The 24756-nt window shown below is 67.8% G+C and carries 22 protein-coding genes, 1 tRNA gene and 1 pseudogene; 13 read left to right on the top strand and 11 right to left on the bottom strand.

The genetic code is table 11. The features are described from left to right. Window positions 1-66: 66 nt before the first annotated feature. The 3 genes from ACIGDI_RS33140 to ACIGDI_RS33150 are packed head-to-tail and all read right to left on the bottom strand — an operon-like array spanning window position 67 to window position 3232. Complete coding sequence (locus ACIGDI_RS33140; RefSeq protein ID WP_399904464.1) at window positions 67-1338, bottom strand: sugar ABC transporter permease; 1272 nt, start codon at window positions 1336-1338, stop codon at window positions 67-69. Window positions 1339-1343: 5 nt separating this feature from the next. After that, window positions 1344-2126, bottom strand: coding sequence for an ATP-binding cassette domain-containing protein (locus ACIGDI_RS33145; RefSeq protein ID WP_399904466.1), 783 nt, complete (start codon window positions 2124-2126; stop codon window positions 1344-1346). 17 nt (window positions 2127-2143) lie between these two features. Further along, window positions 2144-3232 carry a sugar ABC transporter substrate-binding protein gene (locus ACIGDI_RS33150; protein WP_399904469.1) on the bottom strand — a complete coding sequence of 363 codons (1089 nt, stop codon included), beginning with the start codon at window positions 3230-3232 and terminating at the stop codon, window positions 2144-2146. Between the two features lie 447 nt (window positions 3233-3679). Between ACIGDI_RS33150 and ACIGDI_RS33155 the strand changes: the two genes are divergently transcribed. After that, a complete protein-coding gene (locus ACIGDI_RS33155; protein ID WP_399904472.1) occupies window positions 3680-6193 on the top strand; it encodes a SpoIIE family protein phosphatase in 2514 nt (837 codons plus the stop codon). Between the two features lie 11 nt (window positions 6194-6204). Continuing rightward, window positions 6205-7287: a sugar ABC transporter substrate-binding protein gene (locus ACIGDI_RS33160; protein ID WP_399904475.1), complete on the top strand. Its 1083-nt coding sequence runs from the start codon at window positions 6205-6207 to the stop codon at window positions 7285-7287. A 605-nt stretch (window positions 7288-7892) separates the two neighbouring features. Here ACIGDI_RS33160 and ACIGDI_RS33165 read toward each other — a convergent pair. The 4 genes from ACIGDI_RS33165 to ACIGDI_RS33180 all read right to left on the bottom strand — a co-directional run bounded on the left by ACIGDI_RS33165 (window position 7893) and on the right by ACIGDI_RS33180 (window position 12751). Further along, the gene (locus ACIGDI_RS33165; protein ID WP_399904478.1) at window positions 7893-10994 is read right to left on the bottom strand and encodes a restriction endonuclease; all 3102 of its coding nucleotides are present in this window, start codon (window positions 10992-10994) and stop codon (window positions 7893-7895) included. Window positions 10995-11494: 500 nt separating this feature from the next. After that, window positions 11495-11875, bottom strand: coding sequence for a hypothetical protein (locus ACIGDI_RS33170; protein ID WP_399904573.1), 381 nt, complete (start codon window positions 11873-11875; stop codon window positions 11495-11497). After that, a complete protein-coding gene (locus ACIGDI_RS33175; RefSeq protein WP_399904481.1) occupies window positions 11872-12297 on the bottom strand; it encodes an ATP-binding protein in 426 nt (141 codons plus the stop codon). The genes ACIGDI_RS33170 and ACIGDI_RS33175 overlap by 4 nt, the downstream gene beginning before the upstream one ends. 46 nt (window positions 12298-12343) lie before the next feature. Beyond that, window positions 12344-12751: an NUDIX hydrolase gene (locus ACIGDI_RS33180; protein WP_272177588.1), complete on the bottom strand. Its 408-nt coding sequence runs from the start codon at window positions 12749-12751 to the stop codon at window positions 12344-12346. 107 nt (window positions 12752-12858) lie between these two features. Here ACIGDI_RS33180 and ACIGDI_RS33185 point away from each other — a divergent pair, with 107 nt between their 5' ends. The 10 genes and pseudogenes from ACIGDI_RS33185 (at window position 12859) to xerC (ending at window position 19741) form a co-directional block, all read left to right on the top strand. Next, on the top strand, window positions 12859-13647 hold the full coding sequence (locus ACIGDI_RS33185) for a GntR family transcriptional regulator (RefSeq protein WP_249841566.1): 789 nt from the start codon (window positions 12859-12861) through the stop codon (window positions 13645-13647). Between the two features lie 167 nt (window positions 13648-13814). Next, window positions 13815-14171 (top strand): hypothetical protein, encoded by a 357-nt coding sequence (locus tag ACIGDI_RS33190; protein WP_389294902.1) that lies wholly within the window; start codon window positions 13815-13817, stop codon window positions 14169-14171. Then, window positions 14171-15546: pseudogene (locus ACIGDI_RS33195) on the top strand (FtsK/SpoIIIE domain-containing protein). Before ACIGDI_RS33190 ends, ACIGDI_RS33195 begins: the two are co-directional and overlap by 1 nt. A gap of 81 nt (window positions 15547-15627) precedes the next feature. Further along, complete coding sequence (locus ACIGDI_RS33200) at window positions 15628-16251, top strand: DUF2637 domain-containing protein (RefSeq protein ID WP_399904486.1); 624 nt, start codon at window positions 15628-15630, stop codon at window positions 16249-16251. 12 nt (window positions 16252-16263) lie between these two features. Beyond that, complete coding sequence (locus tag ACIGDI_RS33205) at window positions 16264-16455, top strand: mobile element transfer protein (protein WP_030673588.1); 192 nt, start codon at window positions 16264-16266, stop codon at window positions 16453-16455. Between the two features lie 16 nt (window positions 16456-16471). Further along, complete coding sequence (locus tag ACIGDI_RS33210; protein WP_030944592.1) at window positions 16472-16666, top strand: hypothetical protein; 195 nt, start codon at window positions 16472-16474, stop codon at window positions 16664-16666. Between the two features lie 25 nt (window positions 16667-16691). Next, a complete protein-coding gene (locus ACIGDI_RS33215; RefSeq protein WP_399904490.1) occupies window positions 16692-16937 on the top strand; it encodes a SpdD protein in 246 nt (81 codons plus the stop codon). A gap of 142 nt (window positions 16938-17079) precedes the next feature. After that, a complete protein-coding gene (locus ACIGDI_RS33220; protein WP_399904576.1) occupies window positions 17080-18381 on the top strand; it encodes a replication initiator in 1302 nt (433 codons plus the stop codon). Next, window positions 18378-18566, top strand: a complete 189-nt coding sequence (locus tag ACIGDI_RS33225; RefSeq protein WP_389294892.1) for a helix-turn-helix domain-containing protein — start codon at window positions 18378-18380, stop codon at window positions 18564-18566. The genes ACIGDI_RS33220 and ACIGDI_RS33225 overlap by 4 nt, the downstream gene beginning before the upstream one ends. Continuing rightward, on the top strand, window positions 18566-19741 hold the full coding sequence (xerC, locus tag ACIGDI_RS33230) for a tyrosine recombinase XerC (protein ID WP_399904493.1): 1176 nt from the start codon (window positions 18566-18568) through the stop codon (window positions 19739-19741). Before ACIGDI_RS33225 ends, xerC begins: the two co-directional genes overlap by 1 nt. A gap of 95 nt (window positions 19742-19836) precedes the next feature. Here xerC and ACIGDI_RS33235 read toward each other — a convergent pair. The 3 genes from ACIGDI_RS33235 to ACIGDI_RS33245 form a co-directional block, all read right to left on the bottom strand. Then, window positions 19837-19910: transfer RNA gene (locus tag ACIGDI_RS33235), tRNA-Pro, on the bottom strand. A gap of 41 nt (window positions 19911-19951) precedes the next feature. After that, on the bottom strand, window positions 19952-20737 hold the full coding sequence (locus ACIGDI_RS33240; protein ID WP_399904496.1) for a Pr6Pr family membrane protein: 786 nt from the start codon (window positions 20735-20737) through the stop codon (window positions 19952-19954). A gap of 89 nt (window positions 20738-20826) precedes the next feature. After that, window positions 20827-21753, bottom strand: coding sequence for a metallophosphoesterase (locus ACIGDI_RS33245; RefSeq protein WP_399904499.1), 927 nt, complete (start codon window positions 21751-21753; stop codon window positions 20827-20829). A gap of 104 nt (window positions 21754-21857) precedes the next feature. On the opposite strand from ACIGDI_RS33245, the gene ACIGDI_RS33250 reads away from it, so the two are divergent. Then, entirely contained in the window at window positions 21858-22325 is a 468-nt protein-coding gene (locus tag ACIGDI_RS33250) for a GatB/YqeY domain-containing protein (protein ID WP_200701401.1), read from the top strand. Window positions 22326-22421: 96 nt separating this feature from the next. Here the strand turns inward: ACIGDI_RS33250 and ACIGDI_RS33255 are convergent, their stop codons facing one another. Next, entirely contained in the window at window positions 22422-24683 is a 2262-nt protein-coding gene (locus ACIGDI_RS33255; protein ID WP_399904503.1) for a transglycosylase domain-containing protein, read from the bottom strand. Window positions 24684-24756: the final 73 nt, after the last annotated feature.

Raw genomic sequence — 24756 nt, forward strand, 5'->3', positions numbered from 1 at the left:
TGCCACGCTCAAGGACACGATGGCGCGCGCCGGCCACTCCTCGGAACGGCCGTGCTGATGCGGCCGTCAGGCGCGTCCGTGTGCCTCCTGTGAGCGTCGTGCCAGGGCGTCGATGAGTACGGCGGCGAACAGGACGCCGCCCGTGATGACGAACTGGATCGCGGTGGGGGTGTCCGTGATCGCCATGCCCGAGGCGATGGACTGGATGACCAGCATCCCGAGCACCGCGGACCAGGTCGTACCGCGCCCGCCGAAGAGGCTCGTGCCGCCGATGACGGCCGCCGCGATGGCGTTGAGGAGCAGCACGCCGGAGCCCGAGCTCTGGCTCACCGAAGTGATACGCGAGGCCAGGAACAGGCCGCCGACCGCGGCCATGGTGCCCGACATCGCGAGCACCGCCGTCTGGACCCCGGTCACGTTGAGGCTGGCGCGCCGGGCCGCCTCGACGCCGCCGCCGAGGGCGTACACCTGCCGTCCGTAGTGTGTGCGGCGCAGCAGGATGTCGAGCCCCGCCACCACCACGAGGAAGATCAGCAGGGCCAGCGGCAGCCCCTGGAACCGGTTGAGCAGATACGCCGAGGCGAACGCGACCACCGCGAGCGCCCCCGTGCGTACGGCGATCTCGCTCAGCGAGCGGTGCGGCATGTTCGCCGCCGTGCGGCGGCGCAGGTCCAGGTACGACACCAGGAAGACCGAGCCCGCCGCGAGCGCCGCCAAGCTGTAGGCGACGGCGTCGTTGGTGAAGTAGTAGCTGGTCAGATCGGCGAGGAAGCCGTTCTCGGCGAGGTTGATCGTGCCGCTGGTGCCGAGGATGTAGAGCATCAGCCCGTTCCAGGTGAGCAGCCCCGCGAGCGAGACGACGAACGCCGGCACCCGGGTCTTGGCGCAGGAGAAGCCCTGCACGGCTCCCGCCGCCGTGCCGGTGAGCACCGCGAGGATCAGGGCCAGCCATTCGGGCACACCGTTGTTCACGTTCAGCACCGCGAAGACGGCCGCCGCGAGGCCGCTGATCGAGCCGACCGACAGGTCGAGTTCACCGATCAGCAGCACGAAGACGATGCCGACCGCGATCAGCCCCGTGCCCACGATGTCCACGCTGAGGTTGGACAGGTTCCGCGGCGAGAGGAAGTTCGTGTTGAGGGACTGGAAGATGATCCACACCGTGGCTAGCACGAGGACCACGGGGAGCGAGCCCGTCTCCCCGGCCCGCAGCCTGCTCCGGAAGGAGGCCGCGCCGCCCTTCGCGGCGTGGGCGACGGCATGGCGCAGCCGGGGCCGGCGCGTCGTGGCGGCGGGTGCGGCGGACTCCGCCGGCTGGTTGTCCTCCGTACGGCGCATCCCCCTCACCATCCCGCCTCGTGCGCGGGCGGCCGGCGCGGCACGTTCTCCGTGGCGCCCGTGATGGACGAGATGATCTGTTCCTGGGAGGCGGTGTTGACGTTGAAGAAGCCGTTGTTGCGGCCGAGCCGCAGCACCGCGGCCCGGTCCGCCAGCGCCTTCACGTCACCCATGTTGTGGCTGATCAGCAGCACGCCCATACCGCGGTCGCGCAGCGCGTCGACGAGGTCCAGGACCTCGGTGGTCTGCTCGAATCCCAGCGCCGCGGTCGGTTCGTCCAGCAGCAGCATCCGGGGCTCGCCGAGCAGCGAGCGGGCGATGGCGACCGTCTGCCGCTGGCCGCTGGAGAGCGACACCACCGGGGCGCGCAGATTGGGGACGGTCCTGGTCAGGCGTTTGAGCAGTTCGAGGGTACGGCTCTCCATCTCCATCTCGTTGAGGAACCCGAACCTGCGGATCTCCCGGCCGAGGAACAGATTGCCGACGACATCGAGGTTCCCGCACAGCGCGAGGTCCTGGTAGACGGTGGCGATGCCGAGGTCGCGGGCGTCGTGCGGGCGTCTGATGTGGACCGGTCGGCCTTCCCACTCGATGACGCCCCGGTCCGCGGGGGCCACGCCGGAGATCACCTTGACGAGGGTGGACTTGCCGGCCCCGTTGTCGCCGAGCAGGGCGACCACCTGCCCGGCCTTGATCTCCAGCTCGACGTCCCGCAGGACCTCGACGACACCGAAGCGCTTGCACACCCCGCGCAGCGCCAGCAAGGGGGGAGCCGACACGGACATCATCTCCTTCCCGGGGCTTGTCAGGTCAGTCCGGCCTTGCTGCAGGCGCTCGCCAGCCGGGGCACACAGATCTGCCCGACGGTGTAGACGCCGTCCTTCACCAGCGTGTCCTTGATGTTGCCGACGGTCACCGAGACGGGTGTGAGCATGACGGCCGGAACCTGTTCGCCGCCGGTCGGTCGCACGGTGTCCTTGGCGACCCGGTCGAGGGCGGCCCCACGGGCCGCGGTCACGGCCATGGTGGCCCCGGCCGAGGCCTCGGGACCGAAGGGCTTGTACACGGTCATGTACTGCTCGCCGCCGACGATGCGCTGCACAGCCCCGAGCTCGGCGTCCTGCCCGGTGACCGGGGGCAGCGGGTCGACCTTGTTCGCCTTGAGCGCGGAGATGCTCCCGGCGGCCAGCCCGTCGTTGGCGGCGTACACCCCGTGGATGTTGGCGACCCCGAGGGCGGAGAGCGCGCCGGACATGTTCATGTTCGCGGTCTCCGGCCGCCACTGCAGCGTGTCGTAGGCCTTGCCGATCTTCACCCGGCCCGCGAGCACGGACAGGGCGCCCTTTTTGAACTGTGCCGCGTTGGGGTCGCTGGGATCGCCGTTCATCATGACGATCTGCCGCTTGCCCGCGCTGTCGTCACGCATCGCCCTCAGCAGGGCCCGGCCCTGGAGTCTGCCGACCTCCTGGCCGTCGAAGGAGACGAAGCCGGAGATCGGGCCCTCAGCGAGGCGGTCGTAGGCGATGACCGGGATGTCCGCCTGGGCCGCGTCCCTGACCTCGTTGGCCAGCGATCGGGCGTCCACGGCCACGAGCACGATGGCGTCGACCCCCTTGGTGATCATCGAGTCCATCTGCTCCTGCTGGATCGCCACATCGTTCTTGGCGTTGGCGTGCTCGACCATGCACTCGGCGCACAGCTGTCTGATCTTCTTCTCCAGCAGAGGCCTGTCCTGTGCCTCCCAGCGGGCCGTGGTGGCGTCCGGCAGCAGCAGACCGATCCGCGGCGCGCTCTGGCCGTCGGGGTCGCCGCCCCCCGACCCGCAGGCGGCGAGAGCCACGGCCATCGGGATCACGCCCAACGTCAGCACCACGTGCCGTATGCCGGCCCTCATCCGAAAGACCTCCTTCGCCGGCGTCGTGCGCGTGGGGCGAAGGCGCGCGTGCAGCGCGGCGACCCGCATTCGTGCGTGGTCCGGTCGACCCGTACGCACGACGACCGATGCCCTGCGACGGTACGAGCCCGTATGGGCCGGGCGGCCATGTCGGCACGGACGGCCGCCCAGGCGATGCGGTGCCTGCGCCCGGCCGGCCCGGCACCGGCGGCGATGTCGTCGAGCATGGCGATACCCGGCCTCCTCACATTCCACGGGTACGGCCGGGCGCCGACGCTAGAGGTCCGCCAGGAACGTGCCGCGTGGACGCGGCGAGACGACCATGTCGCCAGTGTGGCACCGGGCGGGGCGATCGGCGACTCTGTGGGTTTGCCCGTATATGCAATTCTGGTGTGGGGGCCCGATCTCAGTCGCGTCTGTGGTACGGACGGGAAGTAGGTTGCGGACATGCCTCATGACGGCGCCATCCGGGCCGCAGTGTCCGGACCGGGTGTATCCGGGGCCGACACTGCGGACACCCGTGCGCCGCCTCCGGTTCCGCGGGCGGCGGGCGAGCGGGCCCTGGCCTTCGCCGGGGTGGCCCTGGCCGCGGTGTACGTGCCCGGCGGCGCCGACAAGCGGGAGCTACGGCTGGCCGAGACGGCCCGGTGGGCCGCCTCCGACTACCGGCTGCCCGAGCATCTGCACCTGCCCGGAGGCTCACCGGCGGAGCACGCCATGCGCGCCGACCGGCCGCTGTGGGTGGCTCCGGCCGCACTGGCCGCCTACCCCGAGGGCGGCCCCACGCCGCGAGCGGACGCGTCGCTCGGCGCGCTGCCCCTCAGGAGCGAGGGCGAGCGGCTCGGCTGCCTCGTCGTGGTGGGGACCGACCCGGACGGCTTCTCCGCCGAACAACGGCACTTCCTCGAGCGGTACGCCGACGCGGTCGCCCACCTGCTGCCCTCCGCTGTCGGCCGGCCCGAGCCGTGGGCGCTGCTGGACACCGCCCTGCGCAGTCTGCGCGTCGGCTCCTTCGTGTTGCTGCCGGACACCGGCCGGATCGAGGCGGACCGGACCCTCCTCGACCTCGTCGGCATCACCCCGGACGACTTCGACGGCAAGGCGGACACCCTGCTCGCGCACGCCCTTCCGGAGGACATGCACGCCCTGGTGTCGGTCCTGGAGCCGGCCACCCAGACGTTCGGCCGGCGTGAGCTGGAGTTCCGCGTCCGTGGTCCCACCGGTGAGATGCGCTGGCTGAGCCTGAGCTGCCGGGTGGTGGAGGCCACCGAGGACCGGCCTGAGCTGGTGCTGGGCGTGGTGACGGCCACCTCGGTGCTGCGCCGCAGCGCGGACGAGGTCTCCAGGATCCAGTGGCTCACGGCCGCCCTGGACGACGCCGACACGGTCCGCGACGTCAGCCGCGTCGTGGTCGCCGCGCTGCGCGAGCCGCTGGGCGCCGACCGGGTGGCGCTGGCCGAACTGCAGGGCGAGCGGCTCATGGTCACCGTGCTGGACCCGCCGCAACCCGACGCCTGGCCCAAGGCCTGGCGCGACGAGTGGCGCACGGAGTGGCCCGACGCGCCCGTGGGCGCCCTGCCCACCCTGCAACTGGCCCTGCAGGACGGGCGGATGGACCTGTGGCCCGCCGGCACCGCCTTCGAACCCGGCCTCGAGGGCATCGGTACCGGAGGCCTGGCCGTACTGCCCCTGCCGGCCAGGGGACAGGTGGCCGGGGTGTGCCTGGTCGGCTGGGACGAGCCGCACGAGTTCGAGCCCGACGAGCGGTCCCTGCTGACCGCCACCGCGGCCCTGGCCGGGCAGGCCCTCAAGCGGGCCCACGAGCACGACGCCGAGCAGCAGCTCGCCACCATGCTCCAGCGCAGCCTGCTGCCCCGCCGCCTGCCCGAACTGCCCGGCGGACTGGCCGTGGCCCGTTATCTGCCCGCCCGGCGGGGCCTGCAGGTGGGCGGCGACTGGTACGACGTCATCGCCCTGTCCGAGGACCGGGTGGCGCTGGTCATCGGGGACGTACAGGGACACAGCGCCGGAGCCGCGACGATCATGGGGCAGATGCGTACGGCGGTCCGGGCCTACGCGGTGGAGGGGCACCCGCCCGACGTGGTCGTCAGCCACGCCAACCGCCTCCTCGTCGGCATGGAGACCGATCTCTTCGCCACCTGCTGCTATGCCGAACTGGACATGGAGGAGGGCAACACCCTGTTCGTACGGGCCGGGCACCTCGCACCGCTGGTGCGGCTCCCCGACGGCAGCACCGAGGAGATCGAGGTCGAGGGCGGACTCCCGCTCGGCATCCTCGAGGACGCGGAGTTCCCCATGACCGCGGTCGCGCTGTCGCCCGGCACCGTGCTGGCCCTGGTCACCGACGGCTTGGTCGAGGCCGTCGGCCTGCCCGTGGACGAGGGCATGGACCTCACCCGGGGCGCACTCGCCGCGGCCGATCCGGCGGACCTCGGCCGCATGGCCGACGAGCTGCTCGGCGACGTCGGCCGCCGCGAGGACGACGTGGCGCTGCTGCTGCTGCGCTACGACGGCATGGGGACCCGCCCCACCCGGGCCGGCTGGGTGGTGTGGCGGCTGCCCGACGCCGTCATGCACGCCCGCCGCTTCACGGCGCGCACCCTTCGCAGCTGGCAGGCCGAGGAGGTGGCCGACGCGGTGCTGCTGGTCGTGTCCGAACTGGTCACCAACGCTCTGGTGTACACCCAGGGCCCGGTCCGCCTCGATGTGGTCCTGCGCGGGGACCGGCTCCGGGTCGCCGTCAGCGACTCCTCGCCGCGGGCGCCCGCCAAGCCGGTGATCGTGGACTGGGAGTCCACCGGCGGCCGGGGCCTGATGCTGGTCGAGGCGATGTCGGAGTCCTTCGGCACGACGCCGGTGGCGGGCGGCAAGCAGGTGTGGAGCGAGATCGTCGTACCGCACGAGCCGGATCCCGGGGTCTCCGGGACCGGAACGCTTTGAGGGGGCCGGCCGTGACCTTCCGCAGAGTGCACCTCCTCGCGGCGCTCCTCGCCGTACTCCTGACGCTGTCCCAGGCAGCCTGCGGGGACGAGGGCGACGGCAAGGCGGGCGCGAACGGCTTCGCCGTGGGCCTGCTGCTGCCGAGCCGGTCGCTGCCCCGCTGGGAGCACTCCGACAAGCCACTGATCGAGCAGCGGGTGAAGGAGCTGTGCCCGCACTGCACCCTGGAGTACGCCAACGCCGACGACGACGTGGCCCGGCAGCGAGCACAGATGGACTCCATGATCACCAAGGGGGTCAAGGTCCTGATCCTCGATGCCGCGGACACCAAGGCCGTGCGTTCCTCGATCCGCGAGGCCCGCGCCGCGGGCGTACCGGTCGTCGCCTACGACCGGCTCGCGGAAGGCCCGATCTCCGGCTTCGTCAGCTTCGACGGCGGTGAGGTCGGCAGGCTCCAGGGCGAGGCGCTCCTCCACGCCATGGGCACTGCCAAGGCCCGGCAGATCGTGATGCTCAACGGAGACCCGACCAGCCCCAACGCGGCCTGGTACCGCCAGGGCGCGCTCTCCGTCCTCGCGGGCAAGGTGCGCATCGGCAGGGTCTACGACACCCAGGGATGGAGCACGGAGAACGCCCACGCCCATATGTCCGCCGCCATCACCGCGCTCGGCCCGAACGGGATCGACGGCGTCCTGTCGGCCAACGACGCCATGGCCGCGGGCGCCATCGCCGCACTCAAGAGCGCCGGCGTCACGGCTCTCCCGCCGGTCACCGGCCAGGACGCCGACCTCGACGCCGTACGCCGTATCGTCAAGGGCGAGCAGTACATGACGGTCTACAAGCCGTTCCGCACGGAGGCGGCCGCGGCCGCCGAGCTGGCCGTCGCGCTGGGCCGCGGCCACGATCTGCGCACCGTCGCCCCGACGACCACGGACAGTCCCACCACCCGGAACATTCCCTCGGTCCTGCTCACCCCGCGCGCGGTGACGAAGGACAACATCGAGCAGACCCTGGTCAAGGACCACGTGCACACGATCGACCAGATCTGCCGCGGCCTCCGGACGGCCTGCGCCCGCATCGGCCTCACCGGGTAGAGGACCCCCGGCTCCTGGCGAGCCGCTGTTCCCTTGATCCGACCTGTCCGATTTAGCTGGGGCGCGCCCGCTGGGTGGGTGAGACCCGCACCGCGCGAACAGAACACGCAGGCGTGGTGATCGCAACTGGCAGCATGGTGCCGACCGCCTATAGGAGTAGCTCAGCGAAGGAGTCGTCGCCCAGACCGGACTCTGCTGCCTGGGCGCTTCGCTCCTGAATGCAGCGCGATGGGCTGATCAAATCCGTTTGGCCCCCCGAGCACGACAGAGGCCACATACCAAGATTGGTATGTGGCCTCTGACCAGCGTCGGGGTGGCGGGATTTGAACCCACGACCTCTTCGTCCCGAAGCAACTTGGGTGGGGGCGCTGCCTTGGGCTACTGTGGCTCTCCCCTGTGCTAATGGTCCGCAGACGTTCTCGCTCGTCCGCCCTTGTCCGTCGGCGTTGTCACGCAGTTAGACACTCAGCAGGTTCCAGGCGGCGGCTCTTGTCCGATCGGGCACCCGAATGAAACGGCATGGTTGCCGAAGGGGATCGCTTAGGCCGGGATTGAGGACCAGGGCTACGCACAGGGCTTTAGGAACTCCACGAAACCGCGTTGCTTCAATGCGTCGCCTCAATCGTGGCAAGTTTTTCATACCACTCTTTTGAGAGCACGTCATTGTGGGTACCGGGTTGCTCTTTTTCGGTGTAGTCGAATACCCACCCAGCATAGTAGGCTACTACTGCCGCAGCGCGCTGGTTATCACGCGCAGGAGTGCGCGCTTGCCTCCGGGACTCCTTGGTTACCAGCTTTTTGAGCTCTGGGGTATTCGGGATAGAGACGTCGAATCCAGGGCTGGCCAGCGGGAGCGACCAAATACCCCAGGCAGCCATCCTTCTAGTGTCAACGTGGTCACCCTCGCGCCAATACCGAATAAGAATTTCCAGTGCCCGCTTGATTTCTTCGTCTTGCCAATTTCCGAGACTGCCCATCCACGCAATAGCCCAGGCGGCCATTGTGCAAAAATGGGCCGATTGCTCATGCTGTTGCATTGCTTGCAGGAGGGATGATTTGAAAGTGGAAAAATCTCCTTCCGACGGAAGTGCTTCCTCGCTCAGGTCGAGTGTCGATAGTCGGCGGCTTCTTTGCGATTCGGAAGAAGTCCGGTGCATAAACGAAAGTGTCATGACTACCGAAGCACCGATGCATGCCTCTCTCAACTCGGCGGAGGATAGATGAGAATTGATCGACTCACGTAGGGATGAATCTCTAGTGAATTCCCAGAGGGAGTAGGATGCGAGTGCACTGCCGTATCGCATCATGCTTTCGTCGCACAACTTGTAACCATCCCAGGCTACAGTGGAGATTTCTTCAGCGAACTTTGATTGGCAAATCTCAAGGATCATCTGATCTTCGGCGATTCCGGCATAAACAATGAGTTTATCGATGACTTCGCGTACAAGCTGCGGGGTGATCTGGACTTCATCTACAATGCACTGCATGAGATTTGCATATGCTGGTGAGCTTAGTAGCCCGAGAGTTTGACGCCGAGGAGGCCTTAGCTCATTCTTTGTCTCTTGCAGTCTTTCCAGCAAGCGTTTGACAATCTTCCGCGCCCCTCGACTGCCTGCCAAGACAGCAGCAAGTGGGACCACCTCGGCCCACGACTCGTCGTCCAAATATGGATCCAAAACCGCAGAGTAGTCATCTACTTCTTCACGCAAAGGATTCCAAGATTCGACACATGCCTGTGCGGCAAGATATTCCTGAAAGGTTAGATGCTTGAACTCGTACAGAGGTCGCAACTGCCCGGACTCGAGAATGTGGCCGCTCTGCACGAGGAGACTACTCCTTTCTTCCACTCTCTCGATTAGGTCAGTGGACGACATGCGCGCGTATGCCAGAACCTCAGGCATCGTGGCGCGTGCCTCGTCGAACAGATCCTTCAACCCTTTAGCGCTAATAGATTGACGCTTATCCCTCATCATGGAAAATGCGGCGTAAGCAAGTTGTGGCATCGCTTCTTCGCGATCAATTGGATCGTGCCCCTCCCTGTTCCATGTCATGAGCAGAACTTCAATAGCTTTGTCGTAAAGCACGCTTCGCTTTTGAGGGAGTTCGCCAAGCCACCTTTGCACGAGCAGCAAGGTCGTGAGGAGCAGTGGATTTATCGCAAGGTCGCGCACCCGCGGCTTGCTTACGATGGCGTGAGCTAGCTTATTGGCGGTTTCGGTAGGTCCACCTACCACTTCATGCTGCCATGCCCGGCATAGGGTGTAAATATCCGGGTTGGAAAGGTCTGCAATCCGGTAGAGAGAGCAAACGGCGGACATGGCGCCGGAGACAACACGGAATCCAGCTTCGCGAGAAGTGACGATCACTCGCGTTGCTGGGTACGTACCAATGAACGTGCGAAGTTGTGCCGCAAAAGCGGCCCTATTCCCACCGTCACTGATCTCATCCAATCCATCCACCAGCAGAAGGACCTTACCGGCCTTCAGTGCTTCTGCGGTTACCTCTTGGAATGGGTCAAGTAGATCTGCCCGTTCGGCCTGACGTGGTGTATTATGAATGATCTCAGTGATCGGACTTCGAACGCTAGCACCTAGCTGCCTGCAGCGGATAAAAATGGGAAACCAATCTTCTGCGGGAAGCTCGTCGGCTACCTCCCCCCTGCGGTCGTTGGCGGCATAGGCTACAGCCAACCTTTTCAGCAGTGTTGTCTTCCCTCCGCCGGGGGCGGCAAGGATAGCAACGTGCTTCGTGGACTGCAGAACTTCACTCACGGCTTTTTTCGGGATGTCAGGAGTTGATCGGACGGGCGCTTCATCTTCCTCCGGATCGACTTCGGTCACTTCGTCCTGGCGTGGGATAGGATTAAGGTGTAGGGGTACATAAAGAGATTCGAGACGGATCGCTTTAGAGCCAACTTCCTGGTCGGCAGGAAGTCCTTCCAAGGTAATTCCGCCGAATTCGCGCTCTAGGTACGAGAAATAGACCTGAATGGCTTCTTGCTTTTTGGTGACTGCCTCACCTACGTCTGATGGCTTGACGTACTGTAGTTCGCTGAAAAGGTGAGATGACGTTGAATCAGAATCAATCACCTCGTCGGCCAGATCTTGATGCAGTCCGTATCCATCTGCGTGCACGAGAGTGAAGTAGGAATATTTTCCGCTTACTTTAAAGAAGAATGCCCAAATCCAGCCAATTTCATGGACGAGTAGCGCAGCTCTGTCTCCTAGTTTGGCATTGCTGGGCAGGTCCGGACAGGTTCCTGCAACTGCAGCGGCAACGCTCCTCTCAACAACTACACGACCCCGCACGAGTTCATCTGCGATCCGTGCCCCGTCTAGGAGGGTCATCCTGTGACCCGCCTCCTCTTCCTGTTCTCGTGCCGGAGCGGTAAACCCTCCAAGGGATACAAAGTATGCAGTTGCCTGTGAATTTTTGATTCTCTCGGCCTGTACGGCCCCGGCAAACTTATTAGTGTCGGCTCCGCCCACCGCGGCCTTTGTGGCCTTACATTCAGCGATTAGAGTGCGATTCTCGGTTCGATGCTTGCCCTTGATATCGATTTCCCGTCCCGCCCTGTGTACATTCAAGGCAAACTCTCCATATCCGAGAGAATGGAAGAGGTCTTGCATTGCACGCCCGAACAGGTCTCCTCGCTTATTGTTGTCTGATTCGAGCACGGCAACCGTGATGCGGGATTGATTTCCCAAGGTCGTAACCCCTTCTGCTGAAAGTGGCAGGTTGTCTCAGTCTGCCTCACGGTCCCGTCAGTCGTCTTCCGATCCGGCAAGGTGCGTGTGTGTCGAGCAGCAAAACAGCCGCCAACGGGGGTTCCCCCATGCACTTCTCAGGCCCACGGCGCGAGCGGAGCGGGTTTGGCCGGTGGCCTGCCCGGTCTGGGGTCGAGCATGATCAGGGGGCCGTACGCTGGTTGGCAACTCGGGCAGGCTTTGGGCCTGACCGCAATTAGCACGAGTGGCCCCCTGGTCTTGCTCGATGCGGGACCCTGAATCGGGGAGGTGGCTAAAGCCGCGCAGCCCTCAGCCACGACGTACCCCTTCTCTGGCATCGGGCGGCTGCATGCTTTGAGCGCGGCACGGGCGTCGGCCGGGCTGGAGCGGGGCGGAGACAGGAGCGCAGGCCCGGCCGGGGCCGGGCCGCGCGCGGGGAGCGGAGCGAGCCGCCTTGAACCAGTAGAGAAAGTTGTAACTCAGTCGGTTCGGTGGGGCTTGTAGTCGTCTACGCAGGCGGGGAGTTCGACGCATTGTCGGTGTGCGAGCGGTAGGAAGATCACCGGTCGGATAGTCCACGTGATGGTGGTGCTGCCGTGGGTCACTGAGACGTCGCAGGGTTGACCTCGTAAGAGTGCCTGCCGGGTTGCGATGCGGCCCTGGTACAGCCAGACCCACGCTTCGTCGGAGGCCGCGGGGTCCAGTGCCGGTGAGATCGTGCGGAGTGCGACTGCGACCCATCGGTCTGCCTGTGGGGCTGAGTAGGCGTCGAAGGAGGCTCGGAGTGCGGGCCGCTCCTGTTCGGGGAGCTCCTGGGTCCAGCACTCGCACCAGTAGCCGCGGCGCGTCTCGGTGTTCAGCACGGGTGACGTCCTGCGTGCGTGCCGGTGAAGAGCTCCGCCGTGACCGTGTGGCCGCTGTCGCTTTCGTGGACCACCACCCGGTGGGCGATGGCGCTGACCATGCCCAGGCCGCGGCCGTGCTCGGCGTTCTGGTCCTGGTGCTCGGCCTTGGGTGCGGTGCCGGCGCCTCCGCCGTCCGTCACTGAGAGGGCGACCTGTGCGGAGACTGCCAGGACCAGATGGAAGCTGCCCGAGTCCCGTCCGCTGGCGGTGTGAAGGATCGCGTTCGCGCTCAGTTCGCTCACGATCAGTTCGGCGTCCTCTGCTAGGGGCGAGCCGCGCAGGATGTCGCGGGTCCAGCGGCGGGCCCGGCTGACCTCTTCGGGAAAACCTGGGCAAGTGAGTCCCCAGACCCGGGCTGTACTCGTATACTCGTGCATACAAGTTCCTTCATGCTGGTAGGCCGCCATGTGCAGCGGGTTCGGGCTAGACGAGTTTCACGCCATCGTGAGCGCGGATGGCCGGCGGGGACGCCGCGTCGAGTGCGTCCAGGACGCGGATCGCGTACGCCTCGTCGGCAAGGTCGGACACTTCTTCGCGGGTGGCCCAGCGCAGGGCGCGGGTCTCGTCGCCGGTGGTGGGCACGCCGTCGGCGGCCTCGCAGCGGAAGACCAGTGAGACGATCAGGCCCGTCATGTTCTTGTAGACGCCGGTCAGGGTCGCGGGAAGCGCGATCTTGATGCCGGTCTCTTCGAGGACTTCGCGCTGCAGGGCCTCGGGGATGGTTTCCTCGCGTTCGAGGACGCCGCCCGGGGGCTCCCACTTGCCGTTGTCTCGGCGCTGGATCAAGAGGGCCCGGTTCTGGGCGTCAACGATCACTCCGGCGACGCTCACGGAGTGCGGACGGTCCATGCTCACGTTCCTCGGCCCTCTCGGCTGGCTAGGCTCTCCACCGTAGCAACAAGACTCGCCCACACGTCTAGATACCTAAAGGAGTACGCGTGAGCCCTCTTCCTTCCGGCCTCCTCGGCGACCTCGACCCCACGAGTGATCGTGCGGTCTTCCGCCAGATCGCCGACCAGTTGCGCGAGGCCATCGACCGCGGGCGATTCCACGAGGGCGACAAGCTGCCCTCGGAAGCCGACCTTGTCGAGCATTACGGGGTATCCCGAATGACGGTCCGCAACTCCTTCTCCATCCTCCAGGGGGAAGGGCTCGTGCACGCCGAGCACGGCAAGGGCGTCTTCGTCCGACCACGGCCCCCCGTACGACGTCTCGCCTCCGACCGCTTCGCGCGACGGCACCGGGAGCAAGGCAAGTCCGCCTTCATCGTCGAGGCCGACGCCGCCGGCAGTCACCCCCAGGTCGACAGCCTGGAGGTCAAGGAAGAGAAGGCCAGTCCCGACGTCTCCGCGCGACTCGGCTCTGTTCGGCGTGTGCTGGCCCGTCGGCGGCGGTATCTGTTGGACGGCCGTCCGGTCGAGTTCGCCACCTCCTTCCTGCCGCTCGACATCGCACGCGGCACGCAGATCGCCGAACCCAACCCCGGGCCTGGCGGCATCTACGCCCGCCTCGAAGAACTGGGCCACCGCCTCGACCACTTCGAGGAGGAGATTCGGGCGCGGATGCCCTCGCCGGCCGAGGTGAAGACGCTCCGGTTGGCCTCTGGCGTCCCGGTCATCCACCTCATCCGGACCGCCTTCGACACCGAGGGGCGCGCCGTCGAGGTCTGCGACACGGTCATGGCTGCTGACGCATACGTGCTGTCGTACCAGCTTCCTGCGACCTGATCGTCATGGTTTGCGGTGGTGCGCGGGGGCGATTCCCGGGCTCGTACACCCCAACACGCTTACTCGTATAGACGAGTGGGCAAGTTGTGATGCATAGTGGTCCGCGCGTTCCCGGCATCGGGTTCGCAGGACGCTACATGTATAGACGAGTAGATAGGAGAAGTCCCTTGCGTACCATCCGCGTTGAGACCTCGGCCGCGACGATCCTGCTGACCGAGGCCCCCGAGCCCAAGGTTCGTGACCGTCAGACGGGCGAGATCGCCAAGGACGCCGTGAGCGGGGAAGCGCTCATGACGATCGGCGTCGTCCACATTGAGGACGGCGAGTCGTCGCTGATCAAGGTCACCGTTCCGGAGAGCGGTGTCTCCGAGGGGCTGGCGCTGGGCGCGCCGGTCTCGCTGCCGGGGCTGGTCGCCCGGCCGTGGGAGTCCGTGTTCAACGGGCAGAAGCGGCACGGCATCGCGTTCCGCGCCGCCGCCGTCACTCCGGCCACCTTCCCGGCCGCTGCGGGGGCTGCTGCCTGATGGCCGACCTGACGACGCTTCTGGAGGTGGGTGGTCCCCTCGCCGCGCTCGGCGGTGGGGCCGCCTACACCCGGGCCAAGCACCCGGGCGTGTACTGGTCCACCATCGGCCTGCCGATATCCACGACCCGGCTGCTCGGCTCGTACGGCTCGGTCATGGAAGCCTGCGGGCTGACCGTGGCCCCCTCCCGGCTGCGGGTCCTCGCTGTCAAGGCCACCACCAAACGAGAGGTCCGGCCCGTCCCGCCCCGGCGGGGCATCATCCGGCCCACCTCTACCGGGCTGCGCATCCGGCTCCGGCTCGCCCCGGGGCAGGAACCCGCCGACGTCGCCGCCTCCGCCGAACGGCTGCGGCACGCCTGGGGCGTTCACGCCGTGTACGTCACCACGGTCAAGCCCGGTGTCGTCGAACTGCGGCTCGTCGGCTACGACGTCCTGCGCAAGGTGCGTATGCCGCGCAAGGTTGCGGACGGTTTCCTCCAGGTGCCGGTCGCGCTGCGAGAGGACGCCATGCCCTTCGTACGCGACTACCGGACCATCCCGCACCAACTCACTCTCGGCGCGACCCTGTCCGGCAAGTCCATGTATTTGCGCCACCTCATCACCGGCCTGGCCCGGCAGCCGGTCGCCCTGGTCGGCATCGACTGCAAGCGCGGGGTGGAGCTGGCGCCGTTCGCGCCCCGTCTCTCGGCACTCGCCACCGACCCGGAGCAGGCGGCCGAGCTGCTGCCCGTGCTCGTCAAGGAAATGGAGGACCGATACGACCTGATCAAGGCCCGGCAGGGCATCACCCCCGACACCCCGACGAGGAGATCACCTCCGATATCTGGGGCCTGCCCGAGCACCAACGCCCTACGCCACTAGTGCTGTTCGTCGACGAGGTGGCCGAACTCTTCCTCGTCGCCACCAAGAAGGACGAGGAACGGCGGGACGAGATGGTCACCCAGCTCATCCGGCTCGCCCAACTGGGCCGCGCCGCCGGCATCTACCTGGAGGTGTGCGGGCAGCGCTTCGGCGCGGAACTCGGCAAGGGTGCGACCATGCTCCGCGCTCAGCTCACCGGCCGCGTCTGCCACCGCGTCAACGACGAAGCCTCCGCCAAGATGGCACTCGGCGACATCGCTCCGGAAGCGGTCATGGCCGCCTGCGCCATCGCTCCCGAACGGCCCGGCCTGGCCGTGGCCGGTGACACCTCCGGCGGCTGGTCCCGCATCCGCACCCCGTACCTCTCCCTCGGCGACGCCGCCGAGACCTGCCGCGACACCGCCCACCTGGTCCCTGATCTGCCCGCGCTCAAGCCGTTCCGACCGGACGTGTCCGCTCGCCCCGTCGAGGCCCCGGCCTCGCTCGTGAAGCCGCGCCCGGTGACCGACTGACCCACCCCATCCCGGTCGGCGTGACCGCCTCACGCCACGTCCCTACCCCTCCCATGCCTGAACCCGAAAAGGAGCCGCAGCATGCGCGCCCAACTGGCCCGCGTCGACGCGGTGCTCGTCCAGGCACTCATCGCCGCCTCCCTGTCCTTCGCCCACCTGCACGACGTCGCCTCGGCGGCCGGACAGGACGGATGGAAAGCGTGGGCCTACCCGATCAGCGTCGACCTGCTGCTCGTCGCCGCCTGGCGCCGACTGCGCTCCGGTGACGCCAAGGCATCCGGCTGGTGCTGGTTCGTCATCGCCCTGACCGCATCCCTCGGTGCCAACGTCGCCACCGCTGGACTGCTCGACCTGAGCCACGTGCCGTCCTGGCTGCGCATCCTCGTCGCGGGCTGGCCCGCCGTCGCCTTCCTCGGCGGAACCCTCCTCGCCCACACCACCCCCACCCCACCGGACAACAACCTCGACGTCATCGAGGACCAGGAGGCGACGCCCGAACCCACCCCCGAGCCACCCGCCCAACCGGCCCTCGAAGCACCGCCCGAACGCCCCGCCGTGTCGGTCCCGGCCGCCCTGGTCGACCACGCCCGCAAAGTCGCCGCCGACCACCACACCCGCACCGGCACACCAATCGACACTCCCACCCTCCGGGCCCGCCTCGGCGTCCCGGCCCCCATGGCCGAAGCCATCGCCGCCCAGCTCTGAAAGGAGACCCACGTGACCGCCAACCGCCGCTTCCGCAGCGTCACCCGCATCGGCCCCGTCCAGGTCGGCACCTCATACGACGGCCGGGGCCGCGAGAAGCACACCGCCGCCTGCACTGCTCCGCGCTGCGGCTTCTCCGCCGACTACGACAGTCGCGCCGCCGCCGAACTGGCCGCCCGCACCCACCGCTGCCCCGTCCGCTGAAAGGACCCCGAAGACCGTGACCGTCAGCCTCCCGCTCGTGTTCGTCCTCGGCTTCTTCGCCTGGGGAGCGGTCAAGTTCCTCGGCGTCCGCACCTGGATCGTCGTCCTGATCGCCCTCTTCGGCTTCTGGCTCTCCCACACCTTCATGGCCCCCGCCATCGAGTCCGGAACGCGCTCCGGCGTGGACGTCATAAACGGCTCACATGACTAGACGAGTAGATAAGGAGTCTCCGACCGTGTTCCTGCCCAAATACCCCGACAGCCCGACCCCGCCGCCGGCGCACACTCACGCCCCGACCGACCCGGCGCCCATACGGCGCTCACTGCCGTCAGTCGCGATCGACAAGAACACGGTCGCCGTCGTGCTCGTCGGCGGAGTCGTCCTCACCGCGCTCCTGGCCGCCGTCGCCGTGACGGCCATCTCCGTCGCCGTGGCCGCCGTCGTCCTGCGCTCGATGCTCCGCGACCACAACCGGCGCTGAACCCCCGCCTCGGCTGCTCGGGCGGCGGCACACAACCGAGCATCTCGCCGCCCCGGGGGCCAGTTCCTCCCGACCGAGCCAGTCAAAGGAGATAGCCATCTTCACCCGCACCACTCCGGCCCCCCTCCCGGAAGTCGCGAACCTGGCCGCACAGGGCACGCTCCCGGGCATCCTCCGCCAGCTCTCCGGCCTCGGAGGCTGCACCCACCCGATCCGCCTCGACGGCCACCGCACCGAGTACGACGTCGACACCACCACCGGCGAGATCGGCAACGTCCTCCACCACCTCGACTCCACCAGCCTCCCGGCCGGCCAACTCCTCGTCCGCTGCAACAACCGCCGCACCACCCGCTGCCCGGCCTGCGCCGAGGTCTACCGCCGCGACACCTTCCACCTGATCACCGCAGGACTACGCGGCGGCAAGGGCACCCCGGAACACGTCGCCGCCCACCCCCGCGTGTTCGCCACCTTCACCGCACCGAGCTTCGGCCCGGTCCACAACCGCCCCTCCAACGGCCGCACCTGCCGCTGCGGCATCCACCACGCCCAGGACGACGACAAGCTTGGCACCCCGCTCGCCCCGGACACCTACGACTACGAAGCGGCCGTGCTCTGGAACGCCCATGCAGGCGCCCTCTGGCGGCGTTTCTCCACCTACCTCCGCCGAGAGGTCGCCAAGCGGGCGGGCCTCTCCCAACGCCGACTCCGCGACCATGCCCGCGTGTCCTTCGCCAAGGTCGCCGAGTACCAGAAGCGCGGCGCCGTCCACTTCCACGCCGTCATACGCCTCGACGGCCCCGCCGGCGGAGACACCCCGCCCCCGCCCTGGGCCACCGCCGAACTCCTCACCGACGCCATCCGCGCCGCCACCGCCAAGGTGCGCGTGGACGGCCCGGTCCTCGACGGCCGCACCCACACCTTCACCTTCGGCCGCCAACTCGACGTCCGCACGATCCGATCCGCCGACTTCAACGACGGCCAAGAGGTGACCGAGCGAGCCGTCGCCGCTTACATCGCCAAGTACGCCACCAAGGGCGCCGAGACCGCGACGGGAGCTCTCGACCGCCCCCTGAAGTTCGCCGCCGAACTCGGCCAGCTCGACATCAGTGACCACGCCCGCCGCCTGGTCCGTACCGCCTGGGACCTTGGCGCACGCAAGAGCCTCGAACACCTTCGCCTGCGCGCCTGGGCCCACATGCTCGGCTTCCGCGGCCACTTCTCCACCAAGTCCCGCCGCTACTCCACCACCCTCGGCGCCCTCCGCGACGCCCGCGCCGAATGGCGCCGAGCCCAAGTCGCCGCCGCACAGCCCGAACACGGCACCGACACCACGTACGTCCTCGCGCACTGGGTCTTCGCCGGCACGGGCCTGTCCTCCGCCGAAGCCTGGCTCGCCGCATCCCTCGAACCCGCCCCCGGAACCGAAGGAGAGCCCACCAAATGACCACGGCCGCGCCCGAACTGCTCACCGTTACCGAGGTCATGACGCGACTCAAGGTCGGCCGCACGAAGGTGTACGACCTCATCCGCACCCGGCGCCTGGTCTCCATCAAGGTCGACGGCTGCCGCCGCATCCCTGATGACGCCGTACGTGCCTTCATCCGGGGCCAGATGGAAGAGGCGGCCTGATGACGAAGCGTCGTAGCCGCGGTGACGGCGGCCTCCACTGGGACGAGAAGAGACAGCGTTGGATCGCCACGGCGAACCTTGGATTCGACCCGAGCGGCAAGCGGATCGTGAAGCGGGGGAGTGGCAAGACCAAGACGGAAGCGAAGAACAAGCTCAAGGAGGTGTTGCGGGACCACGAAGACGGCCTCGCGATCGCACCCACCAACTACACCGTCAAAGACGCGGTGACGGACTGGCTCACCTACGGGCTGGCCGGCCTCGACCCCAGGACCGTCGAGACCACAACGCTCCTGAGCGAGAAGCACGTCATTCCGTCGCTCGGCGCTCGCAAGCTCCGCGACCTCAGCGCGGAGGACGTAGACCGCTGGCTGGCCACCAAGGCGAAGACGCTCAGTACACGCACCCTCCAGGCCCTTCACTCCTGCCTGAACCGCTCGGTCAAGCGGGCCATGGCGCGGGACAAGGTGAAGCGCAACGTCGTCGAACTCTGCTCGGTACCCCAGGGGCAGGCCGGCCGCCCGTCCAAGGCGCTCACCTTCGCCCAGGCCGAGGCCGTCCTCAAAGGGGCCGAGGGAACCTCGATGTACGCGTACATCGTCGTCGCGCTGTTGACTGGGGCACGTACAGAAGAATTGCGCGCTCTCACCTGGGACCACGTCTTCCTCAAGGGCAAGCCGGACGCGGACCCACCGCAGCCTCCGCACATCGCGGTATGGCGCTCAGTCCGTCGGGGCGGCGACACCAAGACCCGGAAGTCCCGGCGCACCCTCGCCCTGCCAGCGCGCTGCGTCGATGCTCTCTGGCAGCAGTTCGAAGACCAGGGATGGGATCGGCTCGCCGCCGGTGACGACTGGGAGGAACACGGGCTCGTCTTCTCCTCCGCCGTCGGCAAGCCGCTTGATGCTGCCAACGTCCGCCGTGCCTTCCGCCAGGCGCTCAAGGGCATCGACGGGATCAACGCCGATGAGTGGACGCCCCGGGAGCTCCGGCACAGCTTCGTGTCGCTGCTCTCCGACCGGGGCGTGCCTCTGGAGGAGATCTCCCGGCTCGTCGGGCACTCGGGTACGGCCGTGACCGAGGAGGTCTACCGGAAGCAGATCCGGCCCGTGATCCAGACTGGAGCCGTCGTCATGGACGGGATCTTCGGATTCGGAGCCGATCCGCGGAAGTCGTAGGCACTCAGAAAGCGATAGTCACGCAGATAGACACGCAGCAACGCCAGAGGGCCCTCACCGATTCGGTGAGGGCCCTCTGAACTGCTATTTGGCTGTCGGGGTGGCGGGATTTGAACCCACGACCTCTTCGTCCCGAACGAAGCGCGCTGCCAAGCTGCGCTACACCCCGATGTCGCTGCTGTCCTGCTTGTCGCGGCGACGACGTTTACTTTAGCCCACCGGTGGCTGTAGACGAAATCCGGTTTTCGCGCGGCGGCGGACGGGGTTCGGGCGGGCGTGGTCGAGGGCGATCAGGAGGACGGCGAGGGCGTAGAAGGCGAGGCCGAGGAGGAGGGCGTTGCCGAGGACGCTCTTGTAGCCGTGCTGGTCGACGTCGAGGAAGGGGTAGAGATAGCGGCCCGGCGTGCCGGGGAGGATGAGCTCGCCCCTGATGAGGGAGAGCGTCAGATAGGCGAGGGGGTAGAGGAGCCAGGTCGCCGCCTGGCGGAGGTGCAGCCGGCCGGGGGCGGTCAGCAGCAGCCAGTCCAGGACCGCCGCGACCGGGGTCGCCGTATGGAGGATCTGGTCGGTGACCCAGTGCCAGCCGGTCGGCGGGGCCGTCTCGCCGGTCATCGCGAACGGGCTCGACGCCCTGGCCAGCAGCAGGTGGTACACCAGGCCCGTGATCGTGATGTAGAGGAGCGCCGCTCCCGTCAGCGCCGAGGGGAGTGGGCGGCGAGCCGTCCACGCTCGGTGGGCCGCCAGGGTCAGGACCACGGCCACCAGGATGTTGCTCTGGATCGTGAAGTAGCTCAGGATCCGGACCGGCCTGCCGAGGAGCAGTTCGATCGTCACCGCCCCGGCCGCCGCGAGGGCGACCAGGAGGCGGTAGAGCGCGGTCAGGGGGTGGCGTACGGGGGTCATCACCGCTGTGGCGGGGACCGGGGAGGGCAGCAGCGCGGGTACGCCCGGGACCGCGGGGAGGTCCGGGATGTCCCTGGGTATCGGGGCGGTCATGCCCTCAAGTTAGATAAAGGGGGCATATGCGGCGATATGGGCGGGCCGTGTGGGTTAATCGTTCGTCGCGCTCGCCCTCGCGGGGGTCTCTACGCCCGCTCCACCAACGTCAGCAGCGTGGCCTCCGGCGGGCAGGCGAACCGTACCGGTGTGTAGCGGTTCGTCCCGCAGCCCGCCGACACGTGCAGATAGGATGTACGCCCCTCCGACACATGCCGCGACAGGCCCTTGACCCGGTCGGTGTCCAGGTCGCAGTTGGTGACGAGGGCGCCGTAGAAGGGGATGCAGAGCTGGCCGCCGTGCGTGTGGCCCGCCAGGATCAAGGGGTACGCGTCGGCGGTGAAGGCGTCCAGCACGCGCAGGTACGGCGCGTGCACCACGCCCATGGAGAAGTCCGCCGCGTCCGACGGGCCGCCCGCCACCTGGGCGTACCGGTCGCGCTTGATGTGCGGGTCGTCCAGGCCCGTCAGCTCCAGCGCCATGCCGTCGATCTTCAGGGTGCCGCGGGTGTTGGTCAGGTTCAGCCAGCCCGCCGCGTCGAAGGCGTCCCGCAGGTCCTCCCACGGGTTGTGGATCGCGCCGACGACCGGCGGGTTGCCGTTCAGGCCGTGCCGGCCCTGGACCTTCTCCAGCAGGTAGCGGGCGGGGTTGCGCGGCTTGGGGCCGTAGTAGTCGTTCGAGCCGAAGACGTACGCGCCGGGGAACTCCATCAGCGGGCCCAGCGCGTCCAGGACCTCCGGCACGCCCTCGGGGTCCGACAGGTTGTCGCCCGTGTTGATCACGAAGTCGGGGCGCAGGCCGGCCAGCGAGCGCAGCCAGCGCTGCTTCTTGCGCTGGCCGCCGACCATGTGGATGTCGGAGACCTGCAGCAGCCGCAGGGGGCGCATCCCGGCGGGCAGGACGGGGACGGTCACCCTCCGCAGACGGAAGGAGCGGGCTTCGAAGCCCGCCGCGTAGGCCACACCGGCGGCGCCGACCGCCGCGATCCCCAGAGGTACTCCGTATCGAGCGCGCATACCTCCATCGTGTCAGACGCGCGGGGCGACTTGAGCCGCCCTGTTGCTGCCTCCCCCTTAAATCGACGGGCGTCGTCCGTTCCGTACCTGCGACAATCAAACCCATGACCACCACGCTCAAGTCGAAGCTGCAGGAAGACCTCAACGCCGCGATCAAGGAGCGCGACGAGCTCCGCTCCTCGACGCTCCGGCTGACGCTCACCGCGATCACCAAGGAGGAGGTCGCGGGCAAGGAGAAGCGCGAGCTCTCCGACGACGAGGTCCTCAAGGTGATCACCAAGGAGGCGAAGAAGCGTCGCGAGGCGGCCGACGCCTTCGCGCAGGGTGGTCGTGCCGAGTCGGCCGAGCGGGAGAAGGCGGAGGGCGAGGTGCTCGCCGCGTACCTGCCCAAGCAGCTCGGCGACGAGGAGCTGCACGAGATCGTCGCCGCGGCCGTCGCGGAGGCGAAGGCCGCGGGTGCCGAGGGGCCGCGTGCCATGGGCGCCGTCATGAAGATCGTCAACCCGAAGGTCGCCGGCCAGGCCGAGGGCGGCCGCGTCGCCGCGGTGGTGAAGAAGCTGCTGGCCGGCTGAGGACGCTGAGGATCTCGTAGAGACAGCACGTAGGGCGGCCCTTGCCCCACCTCACAGGTGGGGCAAGGGCCGCCCTACGTCGTTCCGGCTTCCGCGTCAGCCGCGCCGGCCCCCATTGCCGTTCCCGTTGCTCGTGCCCTGGAACAGGTTCTCCGGGATGGAGAAGGTGGGCGTGGGGAAGGTGGTGCCGCCGCCGTCCGTGCCGCCGTTGGAGTTCCCGCCGTTGTTGTTGCCGCCGTTGCCGTTGCCGCCGTTCTTCCCGTCGCCGTTCCCCTTGTCCTTGTTGCCGTCGGGGATGTCGACGAGGTTGAAGGACTCGACGGGCTTGCCCTCCAGGGCGCCGGTCATGGCGTCCTTCCAGATCGGGCCGGGCGTGTCGGCGCCGTAGACGAGGCTGTGGTAGATGCCGCCGATGGTGATCTGCTTCATCTGGCGCTTGTGGGTCGGGTCGCCGACCCAGACCGCGCCCGCCATGTTCGGGGTGAAGCCGACGAACCAGGCCGCGTAGCGGTTGTCCGTCGTACCGGTCTTACCGGCGCTCGGGCGGTCGCTGAGGCCCGCCTGCTGGCCCGTACCGTCCTCGACCACGCCCTTCAGCAGCGTCGTCACGGTGTCGGCGGTCTTCTCCGACATCGCCCGCGAGCAGGTCGACTTGGGCACCTGCAGCGACTTCGTCTTGTCGCCGATCCGCTGGCTGATGGACTCGATGGCGATCGGCGTGCAGTACATGCCGCGCGAGGCGAAGGTGGCGTACGCGTTCGCCATCGTCAGCGGCGACATCTCCTGCGTGCCGAGCGCGATCGAGGGGGCCTGCCGCATCTTGGCGCCGTCCGCGCGCTGCACGCCCATCTTCTTGGCCATGTCGACGACCGGGCAGATGCCGATGTCGCTGATCAGCTGCACGTAGTAGGTGTTGACCGACTTCGCGGTGGCCTGCTTCATGCTGTACGGGCCGTGCTCCGACTCGTTCTCGTTGCTCAGCTTGGTCGGGTTGTTGGGGTCGTCCCGCCACTGCCCGCCGTTGCAGATCGACACCGGGCTCGGGTAGTACATCTCGTACGGCGAGGAGTACGACTGCGTCGCCGGCGTGCCGCCCTCTATGGCGGCCGCGGCCACGATCGGCTTGAACGTCGAGCCGGGCTGGTAGCCCGCGCCGCCGCCCATCGACTGGTTCACCGACAGGTTGATCTGCGTCTCGTGCTTGCCGAAGCCGTACGGCCGCGACTGGCCCATCGCCAGGATCTTGCCGGTGCCGGGCTCCACGAGGGTGGCGGCGGTCGCCACGTCGTCGCTCTTGTAGACGTGGTCCTTGATCGAGGACTGCACCGACTCCTGGGCCTGCGGGTCGAGGGTGGTGCGGATCGTCAGACCGCCCTGGTTCCAGACCTTGGCCCGGGCCTCCTTGGTCCGGCCGAAGATCGGGTCGTTGAGGAAGACCTCGCGGACGTAGTCGCAGAAGAAGCCCGCGCCCTTCACGGCGGTGATGCAGCCGTTCTTCGGCTGGCTGGGGTCGAGGCCCAGCGAGGACTTCTTGGCCTTGTCGGCCTCCGCCTGCGAGATGTCCCCGAGCTCGGCCATGCGCTGCAGCACGGTGTTGCGGCGCTTGGTGGCCTCCGCCTCGTCGTTGACCGGGTCGTAGCGGCTCGGGGACTGCACGATGCCCGCGAGCAGCGCCGCCTGCTGGAGGCTGAGGTCCTTGGCGTGCCGGGAGAAGTAGCGCTGGGAGGCGGCCTCGACGCCATAGGCCTGCTCACCGAAGAACGTGATGTTCAGGTAGTTCTCGAGGATCTTCTTCTTGCCGAGCTCCTCCTCGACCTGGATCGCGTACTTCAGCTCCTTGATCTTGCGGCCCAGAGTCTGCTGGGTGGCCTCGGCGACCTTCGTCGGGTCGTCGCCGGCCTCCTCGATGAACACGTTCTTCACGTACTGCTGGGTGAGCGTGGAGGCGCCCTCGGATACGCCGCCGCTCTGCGCGTTCTTGTTCAGCGCGCGCAGGATGCCCTTCAGGTCGACCGCGCCGTGCTGGTAGTAGCGCGAGTCCTCGATCGCGACGATCGCCTTCTGCATGTACGGCGAGATGTCCTTGAGGGCGACCACCGTACGGTCGCGCGAGTACACCGTGGCGATCTGGCCGCCGTCGGCGTCGAGGATCGTGGTGCGCTGGCTCAGCGGCGGGGTCTTGAGGTTGGCCGGGAGCTCGTCGAAGCTCTCCACCGATCCCTTGGCCGCGAGTCCGAGCGCGCCTACGGCGGGCAGTGCGATACCGGCCATGACGGCACCGGCCAGCACACTGACACCGAGGAACTTGGCGGCCTGCTGCGTGGGGGACAGGCCACCGCCCGAGCGCTTCTTTGGCATGAGGGCAGCCTACGTTCTCAATCGCCGGACACGCGTATATGCCTTGGCCTAAGCTGCTCTCAACTGTCACAGC

The organism is Streptomyces sp. NPDC085900, assembly GCF_044540925.1.
Lineage (GTDB): Bacteria > Actinomycetota > Actinomycetes > Streptomycetales > Streptomycetaceae > Streptomyces > Streptomyces gilvifuscus.